Source organism: Kribbella caucasensis, assembly GCF_004361855.1.
Taxonomy (GTDB): domain Bacteria; phylum Actinomycetota; class Actinomycetes; order Propionibacteriales; family Kribbellaceae; genus Kribbella; species Kribbella caucasensis.
This window is the reverse complement of the sequence record NZ_SNWQ01000035.1, coordinates 1-25,115: the sequence shown is the minus strand read 5'-3', so window position 1 is coordinate 25,115 and position 25,115 is coordinate 1. Positions and strand designations below refer to the sequence as shown.

Below are 25,115 nucleotides of genomic sequence, written 5' to 3'. Positions count from 1 at the left end.
CCGGTCGGGTTCCGGTTCACCACATCGGCAACCAGGGCACCGGTCGGGTTCCGGTTCACCGGTCCACCTCCTCGGCAATGAGTTCGTCGGCTAGGTCATCATCCGTGGCCGGCCGATGAGGGAGCTCCAGCTCGAACCGCGCACCACGACCACCGGAGGCCAGCCGTACGTCGCCGCCGTGCGCGCGGGCGATCGACCGGACGATCGCCAGCCCAAGTCCCGCACCTTCGGTCCGGACCTGATCGTTGCCCCGGGCAAACCGCTCGAAGATCCGCTCCCGATCCTCGTCCGACACGCCAGGCCCGGTATCCGCGACCCACAGCAGCACCCGACCCACGTGATCGACCCGCGAGCCGAGCGCGATCCGATCACCCGTGACAGTGTGCCGGACAGCGTTGGAGACCAATTGCATCAGCGCCTGCGTAAGCCGTTGCCCGTCGGCGATGATCGTCGCGTCGGCGGTCTCGTCGATCCGCCAGGTCCGGTCCGCCAGCGGCCGCGCCTTCGCGACCACCTCCATCACCAGCTCGGTCAGGTTGACCTCCTCAGGTTCGAGGAAGTCCGGCCGCTCGCTCTTCGCCAGCACCAGCAGGTCGTCGACGATCCGATTCATCCGCGCCAGCTCGTCGATCACCAGCGCCGTGGTCTCCGCCCGATCGCGCGGATCGTCACCCATCAGCTCCAGGTGCCCCCGGATCACCGTGATCGGCGTCCGCAGTTCGTGACCCGCATTGTCGACGAACTCCCGCTGCGCCACGAACGCGACCTCGAGCCGGTCCAGCATCGTGTTGAACGTCCGGGCGAGCTGTGCCACGTCATCGTTGCCCACGACATCGATCCGGCGGCGCAGGTCGGACTCGCTGATCTGGTCCGCGGTCGTGCGCAGCTGCCGGATCGGCGCCAGCACCCGACCGGTGACGAGCCAGCACGCCCCGGCCGCCATCGCGAGGGTGATCGCGCCGATGATCGCCAGCGCCCGGGTCGCGGCCACCAGCGGCTGGGCGAGCACGTCGCGGAACTCCAGCACGACCAGTTGCGCCCGCACCGGTTGCGTCCCGATCCGCACCGGGATCACGCCGTACCGGACCTTCCCCGCCGTGCTGTCGACCCACCCGTACTGCGGGTCGGTGGCGCCCGCGAGCCGTCGTACGAACGCCGCGTCGGTATCGAGGCGGGCGGGCGGTGAATTCTGGCTGCGGTGGTACGGCTGGCCGTCGACGATGGTGAAGAACGCCTCGGAGTTGTCCGGCAGGTTGTTCTGCAGCCACAGATCCAGCAAGGCCTCGGGCCGGTCGAAGGCGGCAGCTGACGACGATCCGGCGAACGCGCGGAACTTGTTCGCCTCGTGCGTGAGTTCGGTGTCCGCGGCCGCGTCGGACCGTGCCGACAGCACCTGCCAGGTCAGGAAAACCACCGTGACCACAGCCAGCGCGAGCACCCCGAGCATCCACCCGATGATCCGGACCCGCGCACTGACCACCGGCCGACTCAGGCGGACCACCTACCGATGTCAGCCATCGCCACCTGCGTCGTCGTCCAAGGGGTCGTCGATCCCGTCGTCGTCCTGGTCGTCGTCATCGCCCGCGGTCTTCGGCGGGGCCGGGGTGACCGGATCGGCGCCCACCGTTGACGGTGGGAGCCCCGGCCTCGGCCTGGGCGTGGGAGTGGGCGTCGGTGAGAGCGTCGTACTGGAGCCGGCCGGGATCACCACCGTCTCGCCGAGCCCGGGTGATGACCGGTCCGCGAGGTAGTTGGTCAGCGCGAAACCAGCCACTGCCAGCACCGCGGCAACGGCCAGGTAGATCAGGCGCGGAGATCGCATACTCAAACTCTGCGATCCCTCCTGAAGAACCGCATGAGCCGAACATTACAGATTTCTCATCAAACCGGCCCAGAAGCCGCCGGCCCCGAAGCCGCCAGTCCCGAAGCCGCCAGCCCCGAAGACACACCGGCTCAGACCAGGTAGCGGAACTCCGACGAACCCGGCTCGATCCGCTCGATCTTCAGCGGCGCCGCGTCCATCCGCTCCAGCAGCACGGCCAGATCCGCCGGACGGCCGATCTCGATCCCGACCAACGCGACCCCGGTCTCCCGGTTGTTCCGCTTCACGTACTCGAACAGGGTGATGTCGTCATCCGGCCCGAGCACATCGTCGAGGAACTGCCGCAACGCGCCCGGCTCCTGCGGGAAGGTCACCAGGAAGTAGTGCTTCAACCCCTCGTGGATCAACGACCGCTCGAGGATCTCGCCATACCGGCTGACATCGTTGTTGCCACCAGACAGCAAGCAAACGACTGTCTCCCCGGGCTTCACGTCCACACCGTTGCCCAAGGCAGCGGCCGCCAACGCACCTGCGGGCTCAGCGATCAATCCATCGGTCTGGTAGAGCGCCAGCATCTCCGAACAGACCAGGCCTTCGGGGACCGTCACCATCTCGACCCCAGCGGCGGCCACCAACGGCAACGGCACATCGCCCACCCGCCGAACAGCAGCTCCGTCGACAAAACTGTCCAACTGTTCCAGCGTCACAGGCTCCCCGGCCTGCAAAGCAGCCGTCATACTCGCCGCACCGGCCGGCTCCACCCCTACGATCCGTACGCCGGGATGCCGTTCCGCCATCCAGGTCGCGACTCCGGCGATCAGCCCGCCACCACCAACGGGAACGACCAGTACGTCGGGTGGTCCGCCCAGCTGGTCCACCAGCTCGACGGCCAGAGTCCCTTGTCCCGCTACGGTTCTGGGATCGTCGAACGCGGGCACCATGGTCGCTCCAGTCGACGCCGCTTCGGCGGATGCGGCCGCGGCGGCATCGTCGTACGTGTCGCCGGTAACGATCACCTCGATCTGGCTGCCGCCGAGCGCCTTGATCCGGTCCTTCTTCTGCCGGGGCGTGGTGCGCGGGACGAAGACGCGGCCGTGGACGTCGAGGGTGTGGCACGAGTAAGCGAGACCCTGGCCGTGGTTGCCCGCCGACGCGCAGATGACGCCCGCCTTCTTGGCCGGCTCGTCGAGCTGGGCGATCAGGTTGTAGGCGCCGCGGAGCTTGTAGGAGCGGCCGATCTGCAGGTCTTCGCGTTTCAGCCAGACCTCGGCGCCGGTGCGTTCGGAGAGTCGCGGGTTGCGCTGCAGCGGAGTACGCACCGCGACGTCGTCGAGGCGCTTGACCGCCTCCTCGATGTCCATCGCATCGACTGCCGAAGCTGCCGAAGCTGTCGATGAAACCGTCGATGAAGCTGTCGATGAAGCGCTTGGATCAAGCGCTGAATCACTGCCCTGCATGGTGTTCCTTCCCGTGCATATGCACGATCTTCGCCGAATCGCTCGCTACACAAGACAAATCGCGTCCAGAGTGCGGACGAGCGGACACCGTTCCGCAACGGGGTCGCTGATCCATGCGTGAAACGGCCTTCGGCTGGGCAGTCTAGTTCTCATACGCTCACTCGGTGTAACGGCCAGGCTCCTGGACGGGATGAGCCGAGTAAACCGGTCAACGGGGACTGGAGGGGCAACGTATGGAACTGATTCCGTTCAGTCTGTGGGGCGACGCGTTGTGGTGTGGTCAGGAAGTTGTGCGTGAGGTCGCGCACGAGCAGGCGATCCGAAGCCTGTTCCCGGACCCCATCCCGGCGCGTGGCGCAGATCTGGACACCAACGCGGATCTCGTCCCGGAACCGCACAACCGCTTCGATCCTCGCTCGATCGCTGTTCGGGTGCAGGGCAAGGTGGTCGGCTACCTGCCGAGGGACGATGCGCACCGGTACCACGCGGTGCTGTCAGAACTGGTGGCACAGGACCTGCAACCGCAGGTGCCGTGCCACTTGTGGGTCAGTGAATGGGAACCGGCGGACTGGGACGGCAAGGGCGACCAGGGCACCGAGTTCCACGCCAGCGTGGCAGTAGCGCTGGGACAGCCGCACATGCTGGTCCCGGTGAACCTGCCGCCCCCTGGCAGCTATCACCTGCTGCCGCCCGGCAGCGGGATCGTCGTCCCGGGTGGCGAGGTCCATTCGGACGTGCTGGCGCCGTTCTTCCGGCCGGAAGGCGAGTGCTGGGCGTACGGGACCATGCACGCGGTCGAGGAGGACGACGGGTTCCACGACCGACATCCGATCGTGGTGGAGGTCCGGCTGGACGACGAACCGGTGGGCCGGCTCAGTCCGCGGCTCAGCGCGGAGTTCCTGCCCGCCATCCACTACCTCGCCGACATGCGGGCGGAGACGGCTGCTCGCGTCGCCGTCCGCGGCGACCGGTTCGCCTCGGAGGTGATCCTCTACGCGGCCCGGAGTCATGACCTGCCGGCGACTTGGCCGGACGGTCTGACCCGGTCACCAGTGGCGTCACCCGCGTGGCACTACTGGGCCGGGAAGGAAGCCAACTGACCAACGGCGGCCGCGCAGTACTCACCGGCTTCAGGTGGAGGCGAGTACCGCGGGACTACCAGGGGCTCAGAACTTCTCCGACCTCCGCACACACGACCGGGCCGCCGAACACCTCGGCGGCCCGGGCAGTAGCCGCTGATGGGCTCAACGACGGCCCGACGTGGGTCACCACGAGCCGCTTCGCCCCGGTACGCCGTGCGAGGGCGCCCGCGTCCTCCGGTGTGTGGTGCACCTGGCTCGCCTCGCCCGAGTCGGCCTCGCAGATCAGGAGATCCACACCCGCCGCGAGCTCGTCCAGCGCAGTACAGGGCGCGCAGTCCCCGGAGTACGCCAGGCTGCGCCCTTCCGCTCGGGCCAGCAGCCCGTACGCCTCCGTGCCGTGCTCCACGGCCCTACTGGTGAGCTCCAGGCCCTCCAGCTCGACCACCAGCCCGTCACGCAGTGGTCGTAGGTCCAGCACGTCGCTGACGAAGCCGGCGTCAGGCTGCTCGAAGAATCCGGCCAGCCGGGTGCTCAAGGCCGCTGGGGCATAGACAGGGAGCGGCCGTTCGACCTCGAGCTGCCCCCACGCGAGTGCGTAGTACGCGTTCAGCAGATCGCCGACGTGGTCCAGGTGCAGGTGGGACACCCAGATCGCGTCGATCCGGTCGAGCGTCGTGTGCCGCAGCAGCTCCGCGAGAGATCCTGGTCCGGCGTCGACCCAGACCTGTGCGCCGCCGGCCTGCAGGAGATAACCCGAGCAGGGGCGGTCGGGCAGCGGGTACGGGGCTGCCGTGCCAAGGATCGTGAGGCTGGTCAGAGCTTCGCACCGATCAGTTGGTAGATGTCGTCCATGGCGCCGGGCAGGTCGTCGTGGCCGAAATCCGGGTAGGTGCGGATGTCCTTGGCAGAGGTGAGCTTGTTGTACGCCGCGTACTGCGTCGACGGCGGGCAGGTCTGATCCTCGAGCCCGACGAACAGCGTGACCTCGGCCTGGATCCGCCGGGCCAGGTGCTGCACGTCGATATAGCCGAGCGTGCTGAACACCTCCGCCTGGCGCAGGTGCCGCGGGTCGCGCTTCTTGAACCAGGTGGTGATCTCGTCGTACGGGGCCGTCTCCAGGTTGAGCTCCCAGGCGCGCTGGTAGTCGACCAGGAACGGGAACACACTGGCCGTGTACTTGATCTCCGCGGTAAGCGCGGCTGCCACCAGGCTCAGTCCGCCGCCCTGGCTCCACCCGGTCGTCGCCACTCGGGCCGGGTCGACGTCGGGCAGACCACGGATGATGTCGGCCAGTCGGCGGGTGTCGAGGAACACGTGCCGGTAGAGCAGGTTCTCCGGGCCGCCGTCGAGCCCGTGTACCAGGTGGTGCTGCAGGCTGAAGCTGTTCGGCTGCTGCGAGTCAGTCCGGTATCCCACCTGTTCCCGGACATCCAGGGCGGCCACGGTGTACCCGCGGGCGGCGTACGGGAGCAGGTCGATCCACTTCGGCTGCTCACCGCCGTACCCGTGGAAGATCAGCACGGCCGGGCCGGTGGGGTTGTTCGGCCGGATCACTTTGGCGTGCGCGCGATAGCCGCCGGTGCCGTTGAAGTAGAGGTGTTCGGTGCGCCCGAACGGCACCGGGAAGTCGGTCGCCTCGGCGAAGTCGGCGCCGGCGTCGATCCCGGCCAGCTCGGTCAGGCCCTTCTCCCAGAACTCGTCGAAATCCGCCGGTCGGGGGTTCGTGCCCTGGTACGTGCTCAGTTCCTCGGCAGACAGCTCGAACGACAACACGCTTCGTCTCCAAACACCAACGGACAGGACCGAACGGCATCATTCTGCGGGATCGGTGTCATCCCCGGCAGTGCCGTCCCAGATCGTGTACCCGTGCGCCTTGTTCAGCCGCTCGCGCAGCTCGGTCTCCAGTTCTTCGCCCTTGCCCGGCGCCATCCATTGCAGCGGAATCAGGATCGACCCGTCCTTCTGCTTGGTCCGGAGGACGACGGCCTCGCCGTGCGTGGTCTCCACCCGGCCGACCTCGGTGATGCCGGTCCAGTCCGTTTTCAGGCCGCGTACGTCGATCTGGTCATCGGTCAGCCGGACCAGTACGGGCGGCCGGGCCAGGATCCACAACCCGGCCAATCCGACCAGCCCGCCGAGCACGAGGCACACCGCCACCACAGCCGTCGGCAACCCGATCGCCCACGCGATCAGAGCCACCCCGAGCAGGATCAACCCAACGGCCGGCACCCCGAGGAACCGCCCCGCCCGCATCCGGTACGTCGTACGCATCGCCCCAGGATCTCAGACCCGCACCCGGGGAATCCCGGCGGTCAGGGGTTGGCGGGGTGGTAGGCGCAGGCGTCGCTGAGGTCTTCGGTGCCGCCGGGGGAGGGCTTGGGGGTGGCCGTCGTGGTCTTGCCGGTGGTCGGCTTCTTCGTCGGAGTGGTGGACGGCGTCGTCGTGGTCGGCTCGGTGCCGGCCTTCGGCTCGATTGCCTTCTGGACCAGCTCGCGCATCGCCTCGTAGTTCGGGTTCTTCCCGCTCGGGAAGTTCTTGTCCTTGTCCAGGTCCACGTTCGAGACCTTGGCGCTCTTCACCTTCAGGCCGAGGTCGATGAAGGCCGGCAGGATCTCCTGCGGGATGTCGGTCTGCAGCAGCTTCTTGCTCGCCGCCGCGATCTGCTGGTACTTCGTCACCAGGTTCGCCGGGTTCGCGCTGTTCACGATCGCGTGGATCGCGCACCGCTGCCGCTCCTGCCGGGACCCGTCGCTCAGGCCGTACCGGCCGCGGGCGAACCAGAGCGCGTCGTGTCCGTTCAGCTTCTGGTTCGCACCCGGCAGCAGGTAGTCCTTCGGCAGTACGTCGTCGCCCGAGCCGGGACCGCGGTAGTCGCCGCCGATCGGGACCTTGTAGTTGATGTTCACGGTGATCCCGCCGAGCGCGTCGACGATCTGCTCGAACCCCTTGAGGTTGACCTGCATGTAGTAGTCGATGTCCAGCCCGAGCGCCGCGCCGACCGAGACTTTGAGCACGTCCGCGCCCTCGTTGTCCGACGCCCCGAGTACGCCGGGGTGCGCGGCCGGGATGTTGCGGTACATCGCGTCCAGGTAGTAGTCGGGCTGCTCGACGTTGCCCAGGCTCGGGTCCCAGAACCCCTCCGGGTAGAACTCGTGCAGCGGCGAGTCTTCCGGGAACGGCATCCGCATCCAGTTGCGGCTCAGCGAGATGAGCTTGGTGTCACCGTTCTTGGTGTCGATGCTCGCGACCATCACGGTGTCGGTCCGGGTGCCCTCGCGGCCCGCGCCGTCGTCCGCGCCGAGCAGCAGGATGTTCAGCCGCGGGGTGTTCGCCCACGGGGATTTCTTGTCCTCGATCTTCGGCCGGGTGGCGGACTTCGACTTGCCCTCGGAGGCGAACACGCTGCCGACCAGGTCCCGCTGCGCCATCACCGTCTGCGCGGCGACAGTGGTCGGGACGGCGATGCCGAAGCACAGCAGCCCGACGAAGGCGGACCCGGCCAACCGGCCGACCGCGGTCATGCTGACCGGCCGGATCAGCTTGTGGGACTGCACGACCACCCAGATCCAGAGCAGACCGAGGAACACCACCGCCCCGGTCGCGATCAGCAGCTGCCGCGGATCGACCGCCAGCTCGAGCACCGCGTCCCGCTTGGTCAGGCCGATGTACGCGCCGAGCGCGAGCAGGCCGACGCTGAGCGTCATCACGAACGCGCCGAGCTTGGTCCGGCCACCCATGACGAAACCCGAGCCTGGGATCAGCGCGCTGATCAGGGTGAGGCCGATCGCCTTCGAGGTGGTCCGGGTCCGGTGCGCCTTGTGACGGGACCGGCTGCCTCGGGGGGCAGACCTGCGTCCAGCTGCGCGAGTACTCCGCGACATGGGCTCCGTTCCCTGATCGACGACGTGGCGGCGCGGACCGCGGCGGTGCGGTCCCACTACGTGCTGACGGCCCCGAGGGGTTCAGCGTTCCAGTACTTCAGACGCCGCAACGGCCTCCTCGGTTGACCTGCGCTTCGACCCCCGTCGATTCACGCCAGATTACACAGCCAGGGGACGACATACCCAAGTGATCCCGACCCTCTCTGTGCCTGCTCCGGGGCCCGCTTTGCTGCGAGGCCGCCTGTCCGGATAGTCTTGGCCGTCGTCGTGTCCCGTACGGGGCCGTCGGAGGAGGCGTCGCCTAGTCCGGTCGATGGCGCCCGCCTGCTAAGCGGGTTGAGGGCAAACCCCTCTCGCGGGTTCAAATCCCGCCGCCTCCGCAGTTCCGTAAGAGCCGTCGGCACCCGCTGGCGGCTCTTTGCACGTCAGCCGGCGGCGAGCTGTTTGGCCTTGGCCAGTCGTTCCACCGAGCGGGACGTCATCGGCTCCAGGCCGGCGATCAGGTGCTCGACGCCGAGCGCCTCGTAGTCCTTCATCACCTTGGCGAGCTCTTCGACGGAACCGTCGATCGCGTTCCGGCTCGGCTCCACAGGCGCGGGCTGATCGACGTCCCGGACGGTGATCCCGACTGTCTTCGCAACTTCGTTCCCAGGCCGCCCGACCCGCGCCAGAGCGTTGTCAAAGTCACCCAGCCGGCCTCGCACCCGATTGTCCACAGGCCCGAACCAGGCGGTGTTCCAGGCGTCGGCCCACTGCGCGGTCAGGTCCAGCATCCGGGGCCGCCTGGCTGCGATGAGGATCGGGATCCGCCGCTCCGGCGCCGGCGCGAGCACAGCCTCGCGGACCACGTGGTACTTCCCGTCCAGGCTGACCGTCTCGCCGCGCACCAGCCGCGCCACGATCTCCAGCCACTCCGCGAACCGCCCGACCCGGTGGTCCGTCGGCAGCCCGAAGGCCTCGTACTCCGGGTCGTGCCAGCCCGCGCCGACCCCGAGCACCACGCGACCGTCCGACACCAGGTCGAGCGTCGCCGCCATCTTCGCGACCAGCCCCGGATCCCGGAACGACCCGCAGAGCACCATCGCGCCGAGTTCGACCCGGTTCGTCACCGCGGCGACCGCGCTGAGCAGCGTCCACGCCTCGTGCATCCCGTACGTCTGCCCGTCGGGTGCCTTGTACAAGAAGTGGTCGGCAAGCCACACCGAGTCCAGCCCCGAGTTCTCCGCTGTTTCCGCGAACCCGCGGATGTCCGCCCATCGAGGAGTCTGTCCGTCTACACCGTCGGTGTCCCCGACCGGAAGCATTACGCCGACCTTCATCCAACCAACATAGATCTGTGCGGCGTGATCGGTGAGGAACTGGGTACGGTGAGTATGCCCGAGGGTGTGACGTACAGCACGAGGAGAATCACACCCTGGTGAGGAGCGGGTTGTCGGCACGTGTCCTCACGAAAGGGTGTGGTGGCGATGACGGACTCCCTGGTCCGACCGCCTGGCTTCGATCCCCGTCCACTCCTGCACACGGAACTACCCGCTCACGTCCTCGCGCTGGTCGGCGATCGCCTTCGACCCGCATGGTTGATCGGCCGGCTGCACTGCGCGGACGGCTGGGTCGCGCTCATCCAATACGCCGACGACACCGGGCGCGAGTGCACTTTGCGTCTCCCCGCCGACCGGATCTCGCTGTAGAACGGTTGTAGGACCGCGTCTGGTGAGCGCGGTGGTGGTCCAGCCGACCGTCAGGCGGGTGAGACGAGTGCGTAGACCATATGAGGATCGCGACGATGCGGGTCGGGCGCTTGCGGAACTGTTGAGCGAACGCGTCGAACCCGGGGATGTGCTCGTACTCGGCCTGGCCCGGGGCGGCGTACCGGTGGCGGCGCCGATCGCGGACGCCCTCGACGCGACCCTGGATGTCCTGGTCGTCCGCAAGCTGGGGTTGCCCGATCAGCCCGAGTTGGCGATGGGCGCGATCGCGGGCACCGGCGCCGAAGTACAGGTCATCCGCAACGAGTCCGTCCTGATCCACGCGGACGAGTGGGCCTTCGAGGAGGTCCTGGAGCTTGAGACGGCCGAACTACGCCGCCGGGAGGCCCTGTACCGCGGGGGTCGGGCGGCGCCGCCGATCCGCGGTCGCGTTGTCATCCTGGTCGACGACGGACTGGCGACTGGTTCGACGATGCGGGCGGCCATCCAAGCCGTACGCCGGGAGGAGCCGGCCCAGTTGGTCGTCGCGGTCCCGGTCGGTGGTCCTTCAACTTGCCGGAGCCTGAGTCGCGAGGTCGACGATCTGGTCTGCGCCTGGATGCCCAACCACTTCTACGCCGTCGGTCAGGCGTACCGCGACTTCACCCCGGTCAGCGACAAGGAGCTCGAGCACATCCTCTCGACGCATGCCTCGCGTCCGTAGTACACGTCCTACAACAAGAAGCCGGGCCGGCCCGTACGTCGTACAGGCCGGCCCGGCTGGTGACTGATATCTCAGCCCAGGCGTTCCTTCAGGTGGTCGAGTTCGAGCTTGAGCGTGGTCGGGACCTTGTCACCGAGCTTGGCGAACCACTCCTCGATCAGCGGGATCTCGGCCTTCCACTCGGCGGCGTCCACGTTCAGCGCGACCTGCAGTGCCTCGGTGCTCAGGTCGAGCCCGGTGACGTCCAGCGCGTCGACGGTCGGGACCCGGCCGATCGGCGTCTCCACCGCGGCCGCCGTACCCTCGAGCCGCTCGATGACCCACTTGAGCACCCGGCCGTTCTCGGAGAACCCGGGCCAGACGAACTTCCCGGCCTCGTCCTTGCGGAACCAGTTCACGTAGAAGATCTTCGGCAGCTTGGTGGCGTCGTTGTCCTTGCCGACCGTGAGCCAGTGGTTCAGGTAGTCGCCGGCGTTGTACCCCATGAACGGCAGCATCGCCATCGGGTCGCGCCGAACCACGCCGACCTGGCCGACCGCGGCCGCGGTGGTCTCGGACGACAGCGTCGCGCCCATGAAGACCCCGTGATCCCAGTCCCGCGCCTCGGTCACCAGCGGCACCGTCGTCGCCCGGCGGCCGCCGAACAGGATGGCCGAGATCGGTACGCCGTTCGGGTCCTCGTACTCGTCGGCGATGATCGGGCACTGCTTGATCGGGGTGCAGAACCGGCTGTTCGGGTGGCTCGAGAGCTCTCCGGAACCCGGCGTCCACTCCCGGCCCTTCCAGTCGGTCAGGTGGTCCGGCGGGGTCGGGGAGTACCCCTCCCACCAGACGTCGCCGTCATCGGTCAGCGCGACGTTGGTGAAGAGCGAGTTGCCCTTCTCGATCGTGCGCATCGCGTTCGGGTTCGTCTTCCACCCGGTGCCGGGGGCGACACCGAACAACCCGAACTCCGGGTTCACGGCGTACAGCCGGCCGTCCTCGCCGAACCGCATCCAGGCGATGTCGTCGCCGAGCGTCTCGACCTCCCAGCCCTCCAGGGTCGGGTCGAGCATCGCCAGGTTGGTCTTGCCGCAGGCGCTCGGGAACGCGGCCGCGATGTAGTGGACCTTCTTCTCCGGCGAGATCAGCTTCAGGATCAGCATGTGCTCGGCCAGCCAGCCCTCGTCCCGCGCCATCGCCGACGCGATCCGCAACGAGTAGCACTTCTTGCCGAGCAGCGAGTTGCCGCCGTACCCGGACCCGTACGACCAGATCGTCCGCTCCTCGGGGAACTGGACGATGTACTTCTCGTCGTTGCACGGCCACGGCACATCCTGCTGCCCCGGCTCCAGCGGTGCGCCGACGGAGTGCAGACACGGCACGTACGGCGCGTCCTTGCCCATCTTCGCCAGTACTTCGGAACCGGTGCGGGCCATGATCCGCATCGACGCGACCACGTACGCCGAGTCGGTGATCTCGACCCCGAACATCGGCTTCTCGGCGGTCAGCGGCCCCATGCAGAACGGGACGACGTACATCGTCCGGCCGCGCATCGAACCCCGGTACAGCCCGGTCATCAGGGCCTTCATCTCGGCCGGGTCCATCCAGTTGTTGGTCGGACCCGCGTCGGCTTCGTCGACCGAACAGATGAAGGTGCGCTGCTCGACCCGGGCGACGTCGGACGGATCGGTCCGGGCCCAGAACGAGTTCGGCTTCAACTCGTCGTTGAGCCGGACCAGGGTGCCGGCCGCAATCAGCTCGTCGGTGAGCTTCGCGTACTCCTCGTCCGAACCGTCCATCCAGTGGATCCGGTCGGGCTGGGTCAGGGTGGCGACCTCGGCGACCCAGGCCAGCAAGCCTGCGTGCTCAGTCGGGGCGCCGGTCAGGTCGGGGGTGGCTGTGGAGCTCTCGACACTGAGGGCATCCCGGTGTTGGGCATCTTCTGGGGCAGGGCTGGCGGTGGTCGTCATCGGCGGCTCATTCCCTCTTTCGCGATCTCACCCGGCACCGGTGCCCCCTCGACGTTGAGGGGGTACGACACCGGCCGCCGGGGTCTCCGACGGTTCGATCTGGCTGGTTGGCGGTGTTGTACATCGCAGACCAGTGCGTCCAGTGGACGTATACCAGTGTGCAAGTGGTACTAACCGTACGCGACCGGATGGGGTGATGAGAACCGCTAATGCGTGAGGCCTGTCACAGATTTCGGCCGACAATCGCTTTCCAACGAAAAACCCCGCCACACACCGTGTTCACCACCCAACCTCCGGCCCCACCCACCCCCACCCACCAATCCGCCGGACCCCCACCACCCCGACCCACCCCAGACCCGGCCACCCCAGACCCGGCCACCCCAGACCCGGCCACCCCGACCCCCAACCCACCCCAGACGCCGGCCACCCCAGGCCCCGGCCCACCGTCGATCCCGGCCCACCCCAGGCCCCGGCCCACCCCAGACCCCGGCCACCCCGACCCCCAACCCACCCCAGACCCCGGACCCACCCCAGGCGCCCCGCCCACTCCAGACCCCGGATCCACCCCAGACCCCGGACCCACCCCAGGCGCCCGGTCGCCCGGTTCGCCGCTCAGCTAACCGACCTGGCTCGTCGTCCCCCTCGCCGTGACGACATGACGCCGGATCTCGGGGTGATCCTCGTTCGGGGCGAGTTCCTGCCCTCCCGAGGCCAAGCACTCTCCCCGGTCACCGCCAAAGACCCTCCCCAGACCATCTGTCGGCCCGCCTGTCCCGGCCGGCGCGGTACGGGCAACGCGGTACGGGCGACGCGGCATGGGCAACGCGGTACGGGCGACGCGGTACGGGCGACGCGGTACGGGCGACGTGGTACGGGCGACGCGGTACGGGCGACGTGGTACGGGCGACGCGGTACGGGCGACCTTGGGCACGGGCCTGTCACGTTTCGCCCTCGACGACGCCTGGTGGGTGCCCGAGGTGGTGTCGTACGGCCCGCGGCCCCGCGGGAGTTACTGGGTCTGGCGCCAGATGTCGTTGACTATTTGCTGGACGGCCTGCTCCTCGCCCGCCGTACCGGTCGCGGCGACGCCGATCAACCACCAGCGCCCACCGGATGTGAACGCGTGCGACATCACCAGCGCGTACGGCGAATTCGTCTGCTCCGTGTACCACGTCTGGGCGTCCTTGGCCGTCGTCGGCGCGGGAGCCTTGTACGTCGTGGTCCACTCCTTGTCGAACCCGGCCCGTTCGGTCAGGCAGGCAGCGAGATCGCCGCACGGGTGCAGCGCGATCCGCACGTCCAGCCGCGCGTCCTGCGCTCTGGGGGAGCTCAGCACCCGCCGGTAGATAGTCGTCGACGACTCGACCGCGGTCCGCTCCTCCAGCACCGGCGGCGCCGGGAACCCGAACGAGAATGGCAACCCGATGCCGTCGACCACCTGAATGTCGGCACCCCGCTCATAGGTCGCACCGAACAGCCCAGTGAACACGGTCGGCGGAACATAGGTCTCACCCGACGGCTTCACGATGCCCGGCAGCAGAATCGGCGTCGGCAACGCGGCCGGACTCACCGGCGCCGGCGGCGGCCCCTGATTCGCCTGCGCGTCCTTCCCCTTCACCACGCCGCCGACAGCGGTCCCCACCGAGAACGTCACGGTGAACACAAGCAACACCACAACTACCGCAACCAGATAAACCCACCCCCGCGGCTTCCCCTCCACCTCGGCAGCAGCCCGCACACCTCCACTGCCCGCCTCAGCCGCGTGCTGAAGACCGTCGCCTCCCGCGTCCGCGCCGCCGCCCTCGGGACCTTCGCCCCTCGCGCCAGCGCCGGCCCGGGGACCTTCGCCCCTCGCGTCGGTGCCGCCGATCGCCGACCCCCTACCGATTCCATCCGCCGACCTCACACCGACCGACTCGCCCATCCCCGCCTGCGCCGCCCCACCCGCGAGCTGTCCGCCACCAGCTTGCTGCCTACCACCGGCGAACTGCCCTCCACCGGCTTGCTGCCCACCGGCCGCGGCCTGCCCGCCACCAGCACGGTGCCCGTCGTCCGCGAACTGTCCACCCGCGGCCTGCTGGACACCGCCCAACTGCTCGCCGGTACCCCGCCCGCCGCCTGCGCCCGCCGTACCGGCGTACGGGCTGATGGGGGCGGCGCCGTACTGGGAGAGCTGGGTCCGGACAGCGTTCAGCGAATCGGTGTCGTTGCCGAGCAGCCCGTCGAGCGGATCGAGCAACCGCTCAGCGCCGGACTGTCCGGGGACCAGCTGGGTGATCGCGTACGGCCGGCTCGCGGTGAGATTCGCCGCCCAGAGCGGGGTCTCCTGCCGGCCGGGCTCGAGTGCGGCGGTGCGGCTGGCCCGGTCGAGTCGCTCGCGGATCGCCGGGTCGGTCGCGCCCGTCTCGCTGAGAACCAGGACGACCACCTCCATCCCGGTGAACGACCGGCCCCGCCAGATCTCGGCGAGCGGGTGCTGCAGAAGGCGTTGATCGAGCTGGTACCCGCTGATCTCCGGTGTGCTGTTCACTTCGACTCCCAGATCGCGCGATCCGCCATCACCAGTGCGGCCTGCTCGGCCTTGTCGCCGGTGAGCGGGTACGCCTTGTACTCCACCCGCACGACGATGTCGGCGCGCAGTACGACCAGGGATACGGACCAGTCCTGCCCGCCGGTCTGCCCGATCCGGTCGAGCTTGGTCGGATACGGCCGGTTCGGCAGCGCCTTGCCCTTGGCCTGCTCGAATGCGTCCCGCGCGACAGTTGCCGGCTGCAACGGAGGCTGGTTCGCGCCGCCCATCTTCCCGCCGTACGGCGTGATCCAGACGTCCAACGAGGCCGCCGTGAAACGCGTCTGCGATGTCTCCTCGACCGCGGCCCGGCAATGTACCTCGGCGCTACCGGTCTGCGTCATTTTCGGCGCGACCGTAGCCTTCGGCAACAAACTCGTGACGTCACCCAGCCGCTGGCAGAAGTCGGCCGGCAGTCGCCGTGCGGATGCGATGTCGTCCGGATGCACCGGTTCCCCGGTCACATACCCGATCCCGACCCCCGCGACCGCCGCAACACCACAGGCGATCACCGTCCCGCGAACCACCCGACCAGCCACACCCGCGACCCTAGCCACGCAGAGGTTCTCCCTTACAACTCAGCATTCCCGCGGAAGGCACAAGCCCTTAGACGAGCTTCACCCAGCCCCGGTTCCCCCGCTTCCACACCAAATCCCTGCGTTCTTCACGCCGTACCCCCACCACTCACCAACCTCACGGAACCCCCAACCACCCGCGCTCAACGCAGCCCCCGGCCCCCCGACAACCGCTGCTTACTGAGTGGTGCAGATCCACCCAATCCCGAAGCACCCCAACCGCACTAGCCGGTCATCGGCCCCGTCGCGACCATCGACCGGGACTGCGGACACCCACGCCTGATGGGCCAGCGCCACCGGTCAACCGCAGTGCTGCCGGGACGCTGTCGCTGCCGCGCCGCGCGCAGGTGCAGTTCGGCCGGGGTCGGGGTCGCCGTCGCACCCCGGCAGGCGCAGTACGGCGGCGGCCGGCGTCATCCGATCGCGCGCCGGCCCGCAGTACCGACAAGGCTTGGCAGGTGGTGCTCAGCCCAGGGGTGTCTTCACCGAGCCGCCGGACTCGGTGAGTTTGGTGCCGAGGCCGGACAGTGCCTCGCCGACCGAGGACAGGATGCCCGAGAGGTCCTGCAGATTCCCCGCCAGGCTCTCGATCTCGGTCGCGACGCCGCCGATCTGCCCGCTGCCGTCGTTCAACCGCTTCGCCGCGGCGTCGCCGATGCCCGGGATCTTGTCCAGCTCGCCCGCGAGGCCCGACAACATCCCCGCCGCGTCTTTCAACTTGTCCTTGGCCGCGTGCATCGTGGTGGCGCTCCCGGTCAACGCCCGCCGTGCCCCGCCTTCGCCGTCATCCCCCACCAGCGCGGTCGCCGCCTTGGCCGCTTGCTCCCCGGCCTCGGCCAGCCCGCCCCCGATCGTCTTCAGCAGGTCGGGGAGTTTCCCGATGAACTCGATCGCGTCATCCGGCAACCCCCGCACCAACTTCAGCACCTTCTCGAAGTCGTCCGAGTTCTCGACTACGAACCCGACCGCCTTCTTCACATCCCCCATGTCCCGCCCACCCAGCAAGTCACCGATGTCCATGCCCGAAACCTAGTGCCCAACCCCCGCCTCCACCCCTCCCACGCACTCCCCACTCCCCGGCGCGTCGCCCACTACCCACCGCTGCCCACCCCGCTCACCCGCACCCGAAGACTCGCCGTACCCTCACCGTCAAACCCACAGCCGCGGCCGATTACCACCCCAAGCCTTCCCGCGTGTATCGTTACTCGTCGTTGTCCGGCGCTCGTAGCTCAACGGATAGAGCATCTGACTACGGATCAGAAGGTTGGGGGTTCGAATCCCTCCGAGCGCACCAATGAACTCATTTTCGAACCTCGGTCATCAGAAAGACGGCCGAGGTTCGTTGCGTTGGCCGCCATGCGAGCCTGGAAGTCCTCAGCGAGCAGCGTGGCGATCGGCTCGCGCAGCACGGCCCGGGCGACGGTCACCTCGTCCTCTACGACGTCTATGAGCAGCTTCTCGAAGAAGAACCGGTTGGCGAGTCGCCGGGTCTCGGGTCCGCCGAGGCGGTAGAGCTCGTCGCAGCGCCCGAGCAGCTGCAGCGCCTGGTTGAGCGTGTCCTCGATCTTGGCGTAGACGACTTGGGCGGTGTCGAGTAGGCGCTGAGCCTGAGTCAGCTCGTGCGAGATGCGTTCTTGCTCCTCGCGGGCCAGGTCTTCCGGGATTGCGCCAGTCACGACGCCCCTAGCCAGCCGGCGGCGTTCCTGCTCCAGCTCGCCCACCCGTCGCCTCGCGTAGCGGATCTCAGGCTCGGCTTGGGCCTGTTGCTGGTCCAATTCGGCCTGCAATCCGGCACGGACCTGGTACTGAAGTTCGGCGGGCAGTCGAAGGGTCTTGTAGTACTCCTCGACGGCCTTCTCGACCTCGGCTACGGGGAGGTAGGGCATGTCGCAGTCGGTGCGCTTCTGTTGACGGCCGACACAGAAGAAGTACAGGTACTGGCCCTTGGCGTTGGTGATGCAAAACCGGCTACCGCAGCGGAAGCAGAAGACGCTGGACTTCAGGTAGTGCCGGTGGGTGCGTTGCTTCTCCCCAGCTTGGTTCATGGCGAGCACGTCCTGGACTCGGTCAAACAGGGATTGCGGGATCAAGGGCTGGTGGCGGCCTTGGTACTCGACGCCGCGGAAGCTGACGACGCCGAGGTAGTAGCGGTTGGACAAGAGACGAGCGACGCGCGAGGGCTGGAGCTGATCTGGCACCTTCTTGCCGTTGGACAGGGCGCGCAGGCCTTTGGCTCCGAGTTCGGCGGTCAGAGTGCGGATCGTCCATCGACCGGTGGCGTAGGCCTCGAACGCCCACTGCACGAGCGGTGCGCGCTCGGGGTCCACCTCCACAGTGCGGATCTCGCGGCCGTCGATCTTCCGGCGGGTGTTGCAGTAGCCAATCGGAGCCCGGCCGGGGGTGCCGCCGACCTTCGCCTTCTGAGTCATGCCCTTGAGCGCCTCGGTGGCGAGGTTGCGGCTGTAGAACTCCGCGATCCCGGCCATGATGGCGTGCAGCAGCTGGCCTGAAGGTGTCTCGTCGATGTTTTCCTTGACTGAGACGAGCTGCGCTCCGGCCATCTGCAGCTCAAACATCATGTTGGCGTCGTCGCGCCGATTGCGGGCGAAACGGTCGACTTTATCGAGGATGACGTAGTCGATGTCACCATCCGCTTTAACGAAGGTCAGCATGCGCTGAAAATCGCGCCGGTCAGCAGTCTTGGCGCTCTCGCCCTTGTCGATGAATACGGCCACGACCTCAGCGTCGAGCGCTTCGGCCTTGCGACGACAGACATCCTCCTGGGCTGGGATCGAGTAGCCGTCCGGGTCAGTGTCCTTGGCGGCCTGCTTGGCGGTTGAGACCCGCAGATAGATGACTGCGCGCTTCTTCCTTCGCCCCGCCGGTGAACTCGGAAGCTCGGCTACTGCCTCCGTACTCAATGCTGGCAAATTCATCAAACCCTCCTTTCTAGATTTGGCTCCAAACAGCTGTTTTCGCCTCATTTCTTAATTGCAATTCTATTCTCATTTCCGCGCCGTTCCAATAAGGCCACCCTTATTCGACCGACGCCCCGTTCTGGCCGATTTTCTGCATGGGTTGGGGTGGGGTGGAGAGACGGCCAGGGGCCGCCCCTCCACCCCATCAGGGGTCACGCGCGGTCTATTGCGTGGTCCCCTTGCCACGCCGCCGGGCGGCGGCGGGTTTGTCGGCCGTGGCCGGGGCAGCTGGCCCGAGCAGGGCCTGGATGGCGCTGCGGCGGCTGTTGGCCTCCTGCTCGATCTCCTCGAGCACGGCGGCGACCCGGGCCTTGAAGTCGGGCTCGGACTGCCGGGACTCGACGTACAGCTCGATGCCGCGCACGCAGGCGTCGTTGAGCGAGAGTCCGTCGAGTTTGGCGACCAGGACGAACTGCGGGTGCAGCTCGCCAGGGACGCGGACCCCAAGCGTCTTGACGCCTGAGGCCTCGTTGGTCGGTTCGACCATGGGGGTTACCTCCTCGGTGTTGGTGCGACTGCCCATCTCTAAGTGAGATGTGGCAAGCAGCCGCACGGCACCGACGAGGCACGGCCTCATGACGCCAGCTCCTCCGCCGGGCTCGCGGTCACGGGCTCCGGCGGCAGGTGATTGGTAGTTATCGCCTCGATCCGTGGCACCAGCCCGAGCCGCTGCTCGGCTATCCGGGCGTAGTCCGGGTTCAGCTCGATTCCCAGCCAGTCGCGGCCCTGCTCGGCTGCTACCAGCCCGACGGTGCCCGTGCCGAAGAACGGGTCGAGCACCAGGCCACTCCGCGCCGGCGCTTTGCAGTGACACCGCAGGGTGCCTTGGCGCTGCCGCTGTCCTTGGCCGCACTTGGTGCAGACCACCTGCGGGCAGCCCGCCAGGACGGGACGGCGTACGAGGTCGGGCGGAAAGGTCGCGAAGTGTGCGCCCTTGAAGCCGCGGGTCGCGATCGGCCAAACGTCGCCGGGGTTCTTGCCGAGCGGGTGCCCGGCGGCTCCGGTGTCGAGTCCGCGACGGCTGGTCGCCAACGGCCCGGCCCAGTCAGGCTGCCTGTTGCTGGTTTTGCGCGGTCGGGCAGCCGGTGACGTGCGGTGAGGTTCGCGGATGGCATCGAGGTCGAAGAAATACGACCGTTGCCGCACCAGGAAGTAGATCGGCTCGTAGGTCAGCGTCAGGCGGTCGTGGACGGAGCTGGGCTGCGGGTTGGTCTTGGCCCAGACCAGCTTGTTGCGCACGATCCAGCCGTCATCTGCGAGCGCCAGTAGCAGGCGTTCCGGGGCCAGCAGCAGGCTCTTGGCAGGTGCGCCGTACTTCGGATGCCGGCTGAAACTGTCGCCCAGATTCAGGAACACCGAGCCAGTCGGCACCAGCACCCGCGCCACCTCGTGGAAGACGGCTTGCAGGTTACGTACCCAGTCACTGACGGTTGGCTCCGCGCCGAGTTGCCCGCTGACGTGGTAGTCGCGCAGTCCGAAGTAGGGCGGTGAAGTGACCACACAATCGACGCTTGAGCTTGGCAGCTCTGCTAGGCGCTCGACGGCGTCCCCGATGAGAATGGTGTTTCGGGGTGCCGCCTTCATACATGAGCCCCCTGGGCGATGCGCGGCACCGCATCGTCAAACAACGCCACCACGAACAGCGGCCAGCTCACCGTTGGTTGACGGCCGAGCACACCAACAATCGCTTCCTTGCGGTGCTCGTCCGGAACCACCCACAGCACGCGGGGGAAGATGTCGAACCGGGCTTGCTCGGTGCCGGTCTGCCAGTAGCGGCGGTACTGCTCGCACTTGCTCGCGATCACGGCTAGGCCCTCGGTGGCCCGGTCGACCTCGATGAACCAGCGATCCTCAAAGCGACCCTGCCGGGTGACGACGGTTGCATCGGGCTTCAGGATGGACCGGCCGTAGGCTCCGGCGAACGGCCGCCAGCAGACTGGCTCGGCGGTGAAGTCGCGCAAGTCCAGTTCCGGCGTACGGTCGGCCTCGACCAGCCGCACGTACAGCTCGGTGACCGCCAGGCTGTGAGCTTGCAGGCGGCGGCCGGGGTCGTCGGGCCGCCGGGGTGTCCGGTCCGGGTGCAGCAGCCGCGATCCCGCAACGTCGAGGGTATAGACGTGTCCGGCCGATCCGGCCCGCGCGCCGCCCACCGGCCGGGCCAACCGCGTGATGACGCCCCGCTCGGCCAGGGACGCGAGGCATTGGCGGACCCGGCGAGGGCTGACGTCGTTGAAACACAGCCGCTCGAGCTGGCCGGTGGTCGCGAGCCGCACCCGGTCGAGGGTGGCCAGGACCATCCAGTCACGACCAACCAAGCCGTGCTTCAGGGCTTCGAGTCGTTTGGTGGTGACGTAGAGGCGGCTCATGATGTCACCCCCTGAGTTGGCCAGTTTTTCAGCGCGAGATTTGACCCCGGCGTGCGGTCTGACCTGCGCGAAGGCGACCGCCAGCTCAACGCGACTGGAAGAGCGATCGGAAGGGGGAGGATGTGGTTTTGGATAGTCATGAGCGCACCTCCCGCCGACCGGTTCCACCGCCGGGCAACCGGCCTTCGTGACGCTCCCGAATCGCGGCCTCGACGTCGGCCAGGTCCCGGCCGTAGGTCTGTCGGGAGTGCTGACGGGCGGCTGAGGCGTTACCCGTGGGAGCAGGCGGCAGCAAAGTCTGGCCCGTCAGAGGCGGCGCGATCCGCGCTCCCGCCGACAAAGACACCGCCACCTCGTACGCACCCAGCCCTTGCAGATCTTCGGCGGCTAGGTGCGGCTTGAGCTCGGATGCGAGCACCTTGGCGTCCGCCGCCGACACCTGGAAGATCACTCGGGAGCGAGCGTTCGCCAGCACAGCCTTCTGCATCTCGGTCGGTAGCTGCCCCAGGTGCTGGTGCGCCAAGGTCAGCCCAAACTTCAGCTTGCGGGCCTCGGCGAGCACGTCGGCGATGCTGGTCGGCAGGCGCAGATAGTTCTGGAACTCGTCGACGTAGGCGAATGTCACCGGCCGGTCGGCAGGCGCGACGGCGCTTCGCCTCAGCACCGCTTGCCAGGAGCGGGCTACCACCAGCGCCCCAATCAAGGCCGCTGCCTCTTCCCCGAGCACGCCTTTGGTGAGGGGCACCAGCACGATCCGGCGATCAGCGAGCGCTTGCTCTAGATCGAACGCAGGCTCAGCCTGCCCTAGCACGTTGCGCAGGCGGCGACGCAAGAGGAAGGCTCGGAGCTTGTTCATCACTGGCCCGATGGCCTGGGCCCGCTCGGCATCACTCAGCGCCTCATACCAGGCCCAGAACGGACCAAGCGCCACCGGGTCATTCACTCGTCCGACCAGGCGGCGGCGAAACCCTGGATCGGTCAGCAGCAGCGGCAGGTCCACCAATGTCGCGCCGGGCTCGCTCACCAGTGTCAGCAGCGCCGACCGCAAGATGTCATCCGTACGCGGCCCCCAGCTGGTTCGGTACAGATCGTGGAAGATCCCCACCACCTGATCCACCACCAGCTCGGGTGCCGTCTCTGCCCCGGCCAGGACGTTGAAGCCCACCGGCCGCGTCTCGTCGGCTGGGTCGAGAATGACCACGTCTTTGATGCGATGGACCGGCACCCGGTCGAGCACTTCTGAGATCAGGTCGCCAGACGGCTCGATCACCAGCACGCCGTGCCCGGCCGCCATGTCCTGCGCGACGAGGCCGCACAGCAGCGATGACTTGCCGGAACCGGTCGGCCCGATGACATGCAAATGCTTCATCGACTCAGTCACCGACAGCGCCACCGGCCGCTCGGCGCCCGGGAAGGTCGCCTGTGCCACCACCCGGCCCGCCGCGGGAACGTCAGCAGCCGGAGCCAACTGACGAGCCCCACCCAGTCGCAAGCCCGGCAGTACGACTGCGCCGGCCGGAAAGGCCAGCAGCCCTGCCAGCTCTAGGCTATTGAGCGTGCACGGCCAACTCAGCAGCGGCAGCCGGTAATCGCGCAAGGCCTGCCCGACCCGACGGCTCGACCGCTCCAGCCGTTGAAGATGAGCACCCGGAGCGTTGGCCGTATGGAAGGCCGCCAAGGTTCGCAGCAGTAGTGACCGGCTGCGGGCGGGGCCGGCTGTGACGCCGACTCGGATGGTGGCAGCGAATAGCGGTGCGCGCTCCTTCGTACGAGCAGCCTTTACGACCTCAGGATCGGCCGATCGCAGCTCGGATCGGCCGTTGAGCAGATCCCAGACTGCAACAGCTATGGGCGGCTGGGTCACTCGCGGAGTCAGCGCCACCGGACCGAGCGGCGACAGCGACCATTGCACCCTCAGCTCCTCGCCCGCCTTGAGCGGCAACAGGCTCGCCAACAGGGCGGTACTGACGTTAACCGCCTGATCCGTCGCCAGACTGCGGCCGTGGTGGGACAGCCCGAGTTCGGCCGCCAGCACTGGTGTGTTGCCTCGGTAGTCCGAGTCTGGGTGTGCACCCACGCTCGGCATGGCAGCCCGCAGCGCCGACAACGCCACCTGCGACAGCGACTTCGGCACCAGGAGGTAATGCCGGATACCGGCTGCGGTTGCGCTGACTTCAAACATCACCGCCCGCACCACGAACGGCCGCATCAGCCGGTGCGCCACCAGGCCGGACAGCCCACTCAAGAAGGCTGACACCGCCGCCGGGTCGAGTCCGCGGGGGAATCGCAGCTCATATGCCACCAGCTCGTCCTGCCAGCGGCGCTGGTTGCGTCGCCGCACCGTCGGCACGCCAAGGATCGGCGCGACGCCGCAGGCGCAGAGAGCCACCAGGAGCTCCAAGCCCATCATTCGGCCGGCTCCCGCGTGGGCTCAGAGGCCGCCTTGCCCGTTCGCTCCTCTTCCTCCTGGAGTTGGCGAGCTAGCGCTATGAGAGCGAGCACGTATAGGCGCACCTCAGGCTCCTCCTTCTTGATTGCTGTGACCCTGATCCTTCGTCCCATACGTGAACCCCCTTCCCAACGTGATACGCACAATCCCAACGCCTGCTGCTCAAAACTTGCCAGCAACCAGTTCCGATGTTTTAGCCTTATTACAGGCAAAATGTCGCGATGTCTTGCTCTAGTTATACGGATCTCGTCAGTCAAAATATTGAGGCAATCTCCCGAACAAAGACCGAACGAGACGCCGAAGCGCCTGTCAAAACAACAGGCGCTCGGGCATTCACCTCTATTCATCAGTAGCGCCACCGCAAGCCCAACCCTCGTCTCGAGCGGTTTCCGGGCGCTCCTCGGCAACCAAGCTCCGCTGAGGCTTGCGCACCAGCTTCAGCTCACGGCGTAGCCGTCGCAGTTCCCGTTCTCGGGCCACCCGATCCGCGGTCTCCATCCGGCCAACCATCTGCTTGCGTGTTCGTCGTCCCAATTCATCGTGTCTCCTTCGTAGTCAGTCCTCGGTCTCACCGAGGTCTTCTAAACAGCAAGGCCGCGATAGAGCCCAACACGCCCAGCACCAGCAGCGGCGCCAGAAGCGGCTCCATAAGCTCGGCGGCCAGCCGGGCTCCGGTCGCCGTGATCAAAAGGAGGACGATCGCGGCCATCACTCGGTGCAGCAGCTTCGCGAACATCGCTCTTGGCCGTCAGCCGGAGGTGTCGCGCCGTCGACGTTCTGCTTCGTCCCGGATCGGTAGAAGCACCCACGCGATCACCTTCAGGCACAGGCAGATCAGCAGTACGGTAATCAGCGTTCCCTTGATGCTCTTGAGATGCTTCATCTCGCCTCCCTCCGCGCCCGTTCTGAGGCCAGCTTGATCAAGGCCTCGGTGTACTCAGCAAAGTTGGCCTCTTGCTCGGCAATCCGGCGAGCATCCTTGCGCGCTCGCCTCTCGGCCTTGAGCCGGCGTCTGACGCACGGCCCGTACCAGCAAAGCCACTCAAGCGTTGGGTCATTGCGAGCCAGTTCAACGACTCCGGCACTACCGGAGGTGAGCCCGCCCTGGACTTGCCAAGACATCTCTCTACCGCACACAGCGCAGTTCATGGCCGTGTCATGTAGTGGTAGATGAGCCCTTGAGTACCGATGGCCAGGGTGTCTTCGACGGCCCTGAGGTTCGTCTCCAGACTTGGTTCACCTGCGGAGACTTCAGAAACGTGGCGGTTGAGGATAGTCGCCTCGACCGCTGTCCGCCGTCCCAGTGCGTAGCCGTTCTGGATACGCCGGTCTACGCGGTACGCCTCGCGATTCTCCACGGCTTCGATCTCAGCCCGCTGAAGAGCAGCTTGCTCTCGAATGCGTGCCAGCTCTCTACTGGCTCCCCGGCTGATCCTGACGCCGGTTTCGTAGCGGCTTACTAGCTCACTCATAGGTCAGCTGTTGACCGTCGTTTGCGATGACGACGTGGGGGTTGGTGTCCGTCGCTGACGTTTCAGACGTTGGCTGAGCGCCGGCGTGCGTGTCGATCTTTGT

General features: G+C 67.5%; 23 protein-coding genes and 2 tRNA genes. 5 read left to right on the top strand and 20 right to left on the bottom strand.

Annotation, left to right across the window (positions count from 1 at the left end; all coding sequences use genetic code 11):
- Nucleotides 1–55 precede the first annotated feature (55 nt).
- From EV643_RS40230 to ilvA, 3 genes are all read right to left on the bottom strand, one after another.
- Nucleotides 56–1,501, bottom strand: a complete 1,446-nt coding sequence (locus EV643_RS40230) for a sensor histidine kinase (RefSeq protein WP_238166140.1) — start codon at nucleotides 1,499–1,501, stop codon at nucleotides 56–58.
- Nucleotides 1,502–1,510: 9 nt separating this feature from the next.
- Nucleotides 1,511–1,822 carry a hypothetical protein gene (locus EV643_RS40225; RefSeq protein WP_133805493.1) on the bottom strand — a complete coding sequence of 104 codons (312 nt, stop codon included), beginning with the start codon at nucleotides 1,820–1,822 and terminating at the stop codon, nucleotides 1,511–1,513.
- A gap of 131 nt (nucleotides 1,823–1,953) precedes the next feature.
- The gene (ilvA, locus tag EV643_RS40220; protein WP_370452430.1) at nucleotides 1,954–3,279 is read right to left on the bottom strand and encodes a threonine ammonia-lyase IlvA; all 1,326 of its coding nucleotides are present in this window, start codon (nucleotides 3,277–3,279) and stop codon (nucleotides 1,954–1,956) included.
- A gap of 233 nt (nucleotides 3,280–3,512) precedes the next feature.
- Between ilvA and EV643_RS40215 the strand changes: the two genes are divergently transcribed.
- Complete coding sequence (locus EV643_RS40215) at nucleotides 3,513–4,379, top strand: HIRAN domain-containing protein (protein WP_133805491.1); 867 nt, start codon at nucleotides 3,513–3,515, stop codon at nucleotides 4,377–4,379.
- Between the two features lie 55 nt (nucleotides 4,380–4,434).
- Here EV643_RS40215 and EV643_RS40210 read toward each other — a convergent pair whose 3' ends face one another.
- From EV643_RS40210 to EV643_RS40195, 4 genes are read right to left on the bottom strand one after another with little or no spacing between them, the layout of a single operon-like run.
- Nucleotides 4,435–5,163, bottom strand: coding sequence for an MBL fold metallo-hydrolase (locus tag EV643_RS40210; protein WP_502255089.1), 729 nt, complete (start codon nucleotides 5,161–5,163; stop codon nucleotides 4,435–4,437).
- 11 nt (nucleotides 5,164–5,174) lie between these two features.
- A complete protein-coding gene (locus tag EV643_RS40205) occupies nucleotides 5,175–6,134 on the bottom strand; it encodes an acetylxylan esterase (RefSeq protein WP_133805490.1) in 960 nt (319 codons plus the stop codon).
- Between the two features lie 39 nt (nucleotides 6,135–6,173).
- Nucleotides 6,174–6,632: a hypothetical protein gene (locus EV643_RS40200; RefSeq protein WP_133805489.1), complete on the bottom strand. Its 459-nt coding sequence runs from the start codon at nucleotides 6,630–6,632 to the stop codon at nucleotides 6,174–6,176.
- A 41-nt stretch (nucleotides 6,633–6,673) separates the two neighbouring features.
- On the bottom strand, nucleotides 6,674–8,242 hold the full coding sequence (locus EV643_RS40195; protein WP_133805488.1) for an LCP family glycopolymer transferase: 1,569 nt from the start codon (nucleotides 8,240–8,242) through the stop codon (nucleotides 6,674–6,676).
- A gap of 290 nt (nucleotides 8,243–8,532) precedes the next feature.
- Between EV643_RS40195 and EV643_RS40190 the strand changes: the two genes are divergently transcribed.
- Nucleotides 8,533–8,622: transfer RNA gene (locus EV643_RS40190), tRNA-Ser, on the top strand.
- Between the two features lie 45 nt (nucleotides 8,623–8,667).
- Here EV643_RS40190 and EV643_RS40185 read toward each other — a convergent pair.
- A complete protein-coding gene (locus EV643_RS40185) occupies nucleotides 8,668–9,561 on the bottom strand; it encodes an LLM class flavin-dependent oxidoreductase (RefSeq protein WP_133805487.1) in 894 nt (297 codons plus the stop codon).
- Nucleotides 9,562–9,708: 147 nt separating this feature from the next.
- Here EV643_RS40185 and EV643_RS40180 point away from each other — a divergent pair, with 147 nt between their 5' ends.
- On the top strand, nucleotides 9,709–9,930 hold the full coding sequence (locus EV643_RS40180) for a hypothetical protein (RefSeq protein ID WP_133805486.1): 222 nt from the start codon (nucleotides 9,709–9,711) through the stop codon (nucleotides 9,928–9,930).
- 67 nt (nucleotides 9,931–9,997) lie between these two features.
- Nucleotides 9,998–10,651: a phosphoribosyltransferase gene (locus EV643_RS40175; RefSeq protein WP_202869980.1), complete on the top strand. Its 654-nt coding sequence runs from the start codon at nucleotides 9,998–10,000 to the stop codon at nucleotides 10,649–10,651.
- A 71-nt stretch (nucleotides 10,652–10,722) separates the two neighbouring features.
- Here the strand turns inward: EV643_RS40175 and EV643_RS40170 are convergent, their stop codons facing one another.
- The 4 genes from EV643_RS40170 to EV643_RS40150 all read right to left on the bottom strand — a co-directional run bounded on the left by EV643_RS40170 (nucleotide 10,723) and on the right by EV643_RS40150 (nucleotide 16,767).
- Complete coding sequence (locus EV643_RS40170) at nucleotides 10,723–12,603, bottom strand: phosphoenolpyruvate carboxykinase (GTP) (protein ID WP_202869979.1); 1,881 nt, start codon at nucleotides 12,601–12,603, stop codon at nucleotides 10,723–10,725.
- A 1,009-nt stretch (nucleotides 12,604–13,612) separates the two neighbouring features.
- Complete coding sequence (locus tag EV643_RS40160) at nucleotides 13,613–15,133, bottom strand: hypothetical protein (protein ID WP_133805483.1); 1,521 nt, start codon at nucleotides 15,131–15,133, stop codon at nucleotides 13,613–13,615.
- On the bottom strand, nucleotides 15,130–15,711 hold the full coding sequence (locus EV643_RS40155) for a hypothetical protein (RefSeq protein WP_238166139.1): 582 nt from the start codon (nucleotides 15,709–15,711) through the stop codon (nucleotides 15,130–15,132). Before EV643_RS40155 ends, EV643_RS40160 begins: the two co-directional genes overlap by 4 nt.
- A gap of 501 nt (nucleotides 15,712–16,212) precedes the next feature.
- A complete protein-coding gene (locus EV643_RS40150; protein WP_133805481.1) occupies nucleotides 16,213–16,767 on the bottom strand; it encodes a hypothetical protein in 555 nt (184 codons plus the stop codon).
- A gap of 198 nt (nucleotides 16,768–16,965) precedes the next feature.
- Between EV643_RS40150 and EV643_RS40145 the strand changes: the two genes are divergently transcribed.
- Nucleotides 16,966–17,041, top strand: a tRNA-Arg gene (locus tag EV643_RS40145).
- On the opposite strand, the gene EV643_RS47110 is transcribed toward EV643_RS40145, so the two are convergent.
- The 8 genes from EV643_RS47110 to EV643_RS40110 all read right to left on the bottom strand — a co-directional run bounded on the left by EV643_RS47110 (nucleotide 17,004) and on the right by EV643_RS40110 (nucleotide 25,012).
- A complete protein-coding gene (locus EV643_RS47110) occupies nucleotides 17,004–18,683 on the bottom strand; it encodes a recombinase family protein (RefSeq protein ID WP_370452432.1) in 1,680 nt (559 codons plus the stop codon). The genes EV643_RS40145 and EV643_RS47110 overlap by 38 nt on opposite strands.
- A 205-nt stretch (nucleotides 18,684–18,888) precedes the next feature.
- Complete coding sequence (locus EV643_RS40130; protein ID WP_166665755.1) at nucleotides 18,889–19,212, bottom strand: toxin-antitoxin system HicB family antitoxin; 324 nt, start codon at nucleotides 19,210–19,212, stop codon at nucleotides 18,889–18,891.
- An 86-nt stretch (nucleotides 19,213–19,298) separates the two neighbouring features.
- Complete coding sequence (locus EV643_RS40125; protein WP_202869978.1) at nucleotides 19,299–20,225, bottom strand: DNA-methyltransferase; 927 nt, start codon at nucleotides 20,223–20,225, stop codon at nucleotides 19,299–19,301.
- Between the two features lie 80 nt (nucleotides 20,226–20,305).
- Nucleotides 20,306–21,091 (bottom strand): replication-relaxation family protein, encoded by a 786-nt coding sequence (locus tag EV643_RS40120; RefSeq protein WP_133805478.1) that lies wholly within the window; start codon nucleotides 21,089–21,091, stop codon nucleotides 20,306–20,308.
- A 136-nt stretch (nucleotides 21,092–21,227) separates the two neighbouring features.
- Complete coding sequence (locus EV643_RS40115; RefSeq protein ID WP_133805477.1) at nucleotides 21,228–23,501, bottom strand: type IV secretory system conjugative DNA transfer family protein; 2,274 nt, start codon at nucleotides 23,499–23,501, stop codon at nucleotides 21,228–21,230.
- Nucleotides 23,502–24,108: 607 nt separating this feature from the next.
- Nucleotides 24,109–24,276, bottom strand: coding sequence for a hypothetical protein (locus EV643_RS44495; protein WP_166665754.1), 168 nt, complete (start codon nucleotides 24,274–24,276; stop codon nucleotides 24,109–24,111).
- A gap of 12 nt (nucleotides 24,277–24,288) precedes the next feature.
- Nucleotides 24,289–24,423, bottom strand: coding sequence for a hypothetical protein (locus EV643_RS46600; RefSeq protein WP_255513086.1), 135 nt, complete (start codon nucleotides 24,421–24,423; stop codon nucleotides 24,289–24,291).
- Nucleotides 24,424–24,685: 262 nt separating this feature from the next.
- The gene (locus EV643_RS40110; protein ID WP_133805476.1) at nucleotides 24,686–25,012 is read right to left on the bottom strand and encodes a hypothetical protein; all 327 of its coding nucleotides are present in this window, start codon (nucleotides 25,010–25,012) and stop codon (nucleotides 24,686–24,688) included.
- Nucleotides 25,013–25,115: the final 103 nt, after the last annotated feature.

Coding starts and splice junctions, on each gene's coding strand:
- EV643_RS40225 (WP_133805493.1), bottom strand. CDS start 1,822: ATGCGATCTCCGCGCCTGATCTACCTGGCCGTTGCCGCGGTGCTGGCA.
- ilvA (WP_370452430.1), bottom strand. CDS start 3,279: ATGCAGGGCAGTGATTCAGCGCTTGATCCAAGCGCTTCATCGACAGCT.
- EV643_RS40215 (WP_133805491.1), top strand. CDS start 3,513: ATGGAACTGATTCCGTTCAGTCTGTGGGGCGACGCGTTGTGGTGTGGT.
- EV643_RS40200 (WP_133805489.1), bottom strand. CDS start 6,632: ATGCGTACGACGTACCGGATGCGGGCGGGGCGGTTCCTCGGGGTGCCG.
- EV643_RS40195 (WP_133805488.1), bottom strand. CDS start 8,242: ATGTCGCGGAGTACTCGCGCAGCTGGACGCAGGTCTGCCCCCCGAGGC.
- EV643_RS40185 (WP_133805487.1), bottom strand. CDS start 9,561: ATGAAGGTCGGCGTAATGCTTCCGGTCGGGGACACCGACGGTGTAGAC.
- EV643_RS40180 (WP_133805486.1), top strand. CDS start 9,709: ATGACGGACTCCCTGGTCCGACCGCCTGGCTTCGATCCCCGTCCACTC.
- EV643_RS40170 (WP_202869979.1), bottom strand. CDS start 12,603: ATGACGACCACCGCCAGCCCTGCCCCAGAAGATGCCCAACACCGGGAT.
- EV643_RS40150 (WP_133805481.1), bottom strand. CDS start 16,767: ATGGACATCGGTGACTTGCTGGGTGGGCGGGACATGGGGGATGTGAAG.
- EV643_RS47110 (WP_370452432.1), bottom strand. CDS start 18,683: ATGAATTTGCCAGCATTGAGTACGGAGGCAGTAGCCGAGCTTCCGAGT.
- EV643_RS40130 (WP_166665755.1), bottom strand. CDS start 19,212: ATGGTCGAACCGACCAACGAGGCCTCAGGCGTCAAGACGCTTGGGGTC.
- EV643_RS40120 (WP_133805478.1), bottom strand. CDS start 21,091: ATGAGCCGCCTCTACGTCACCACCAAACGACTCGAAGCCCTGAAGCAC.
- EV643_RS40115 (WP_133805477.1), bottom strand. CDS start 23,501: ATGATGGGCTTGGAGCTCCTGGTGGCTCTCTGCGCCTGCGGCGTCGCG.
- EV643_RS44495 (WP_166665754.1), bottom strand. CDS start 24,276: ATGTTCGCGAAGCTGCTGCACCGAGTGATGGCCGCGATCGTCCTCCTT.
- EV643_RS46600 (WP_255513086.1), bottom strand. CDS start 24,423: ATGAAGCATCTCAAGAGCATCAAGGGAACGCTGATTACCGTACTGCTG.
- EV643_RS40110 (WP_133805476.1), bottom strand. CDS start 25,012: ATGAGTGAGCTAGTAAGCCGCTACGAAACCGGCGTCAGGATCAGCCGG.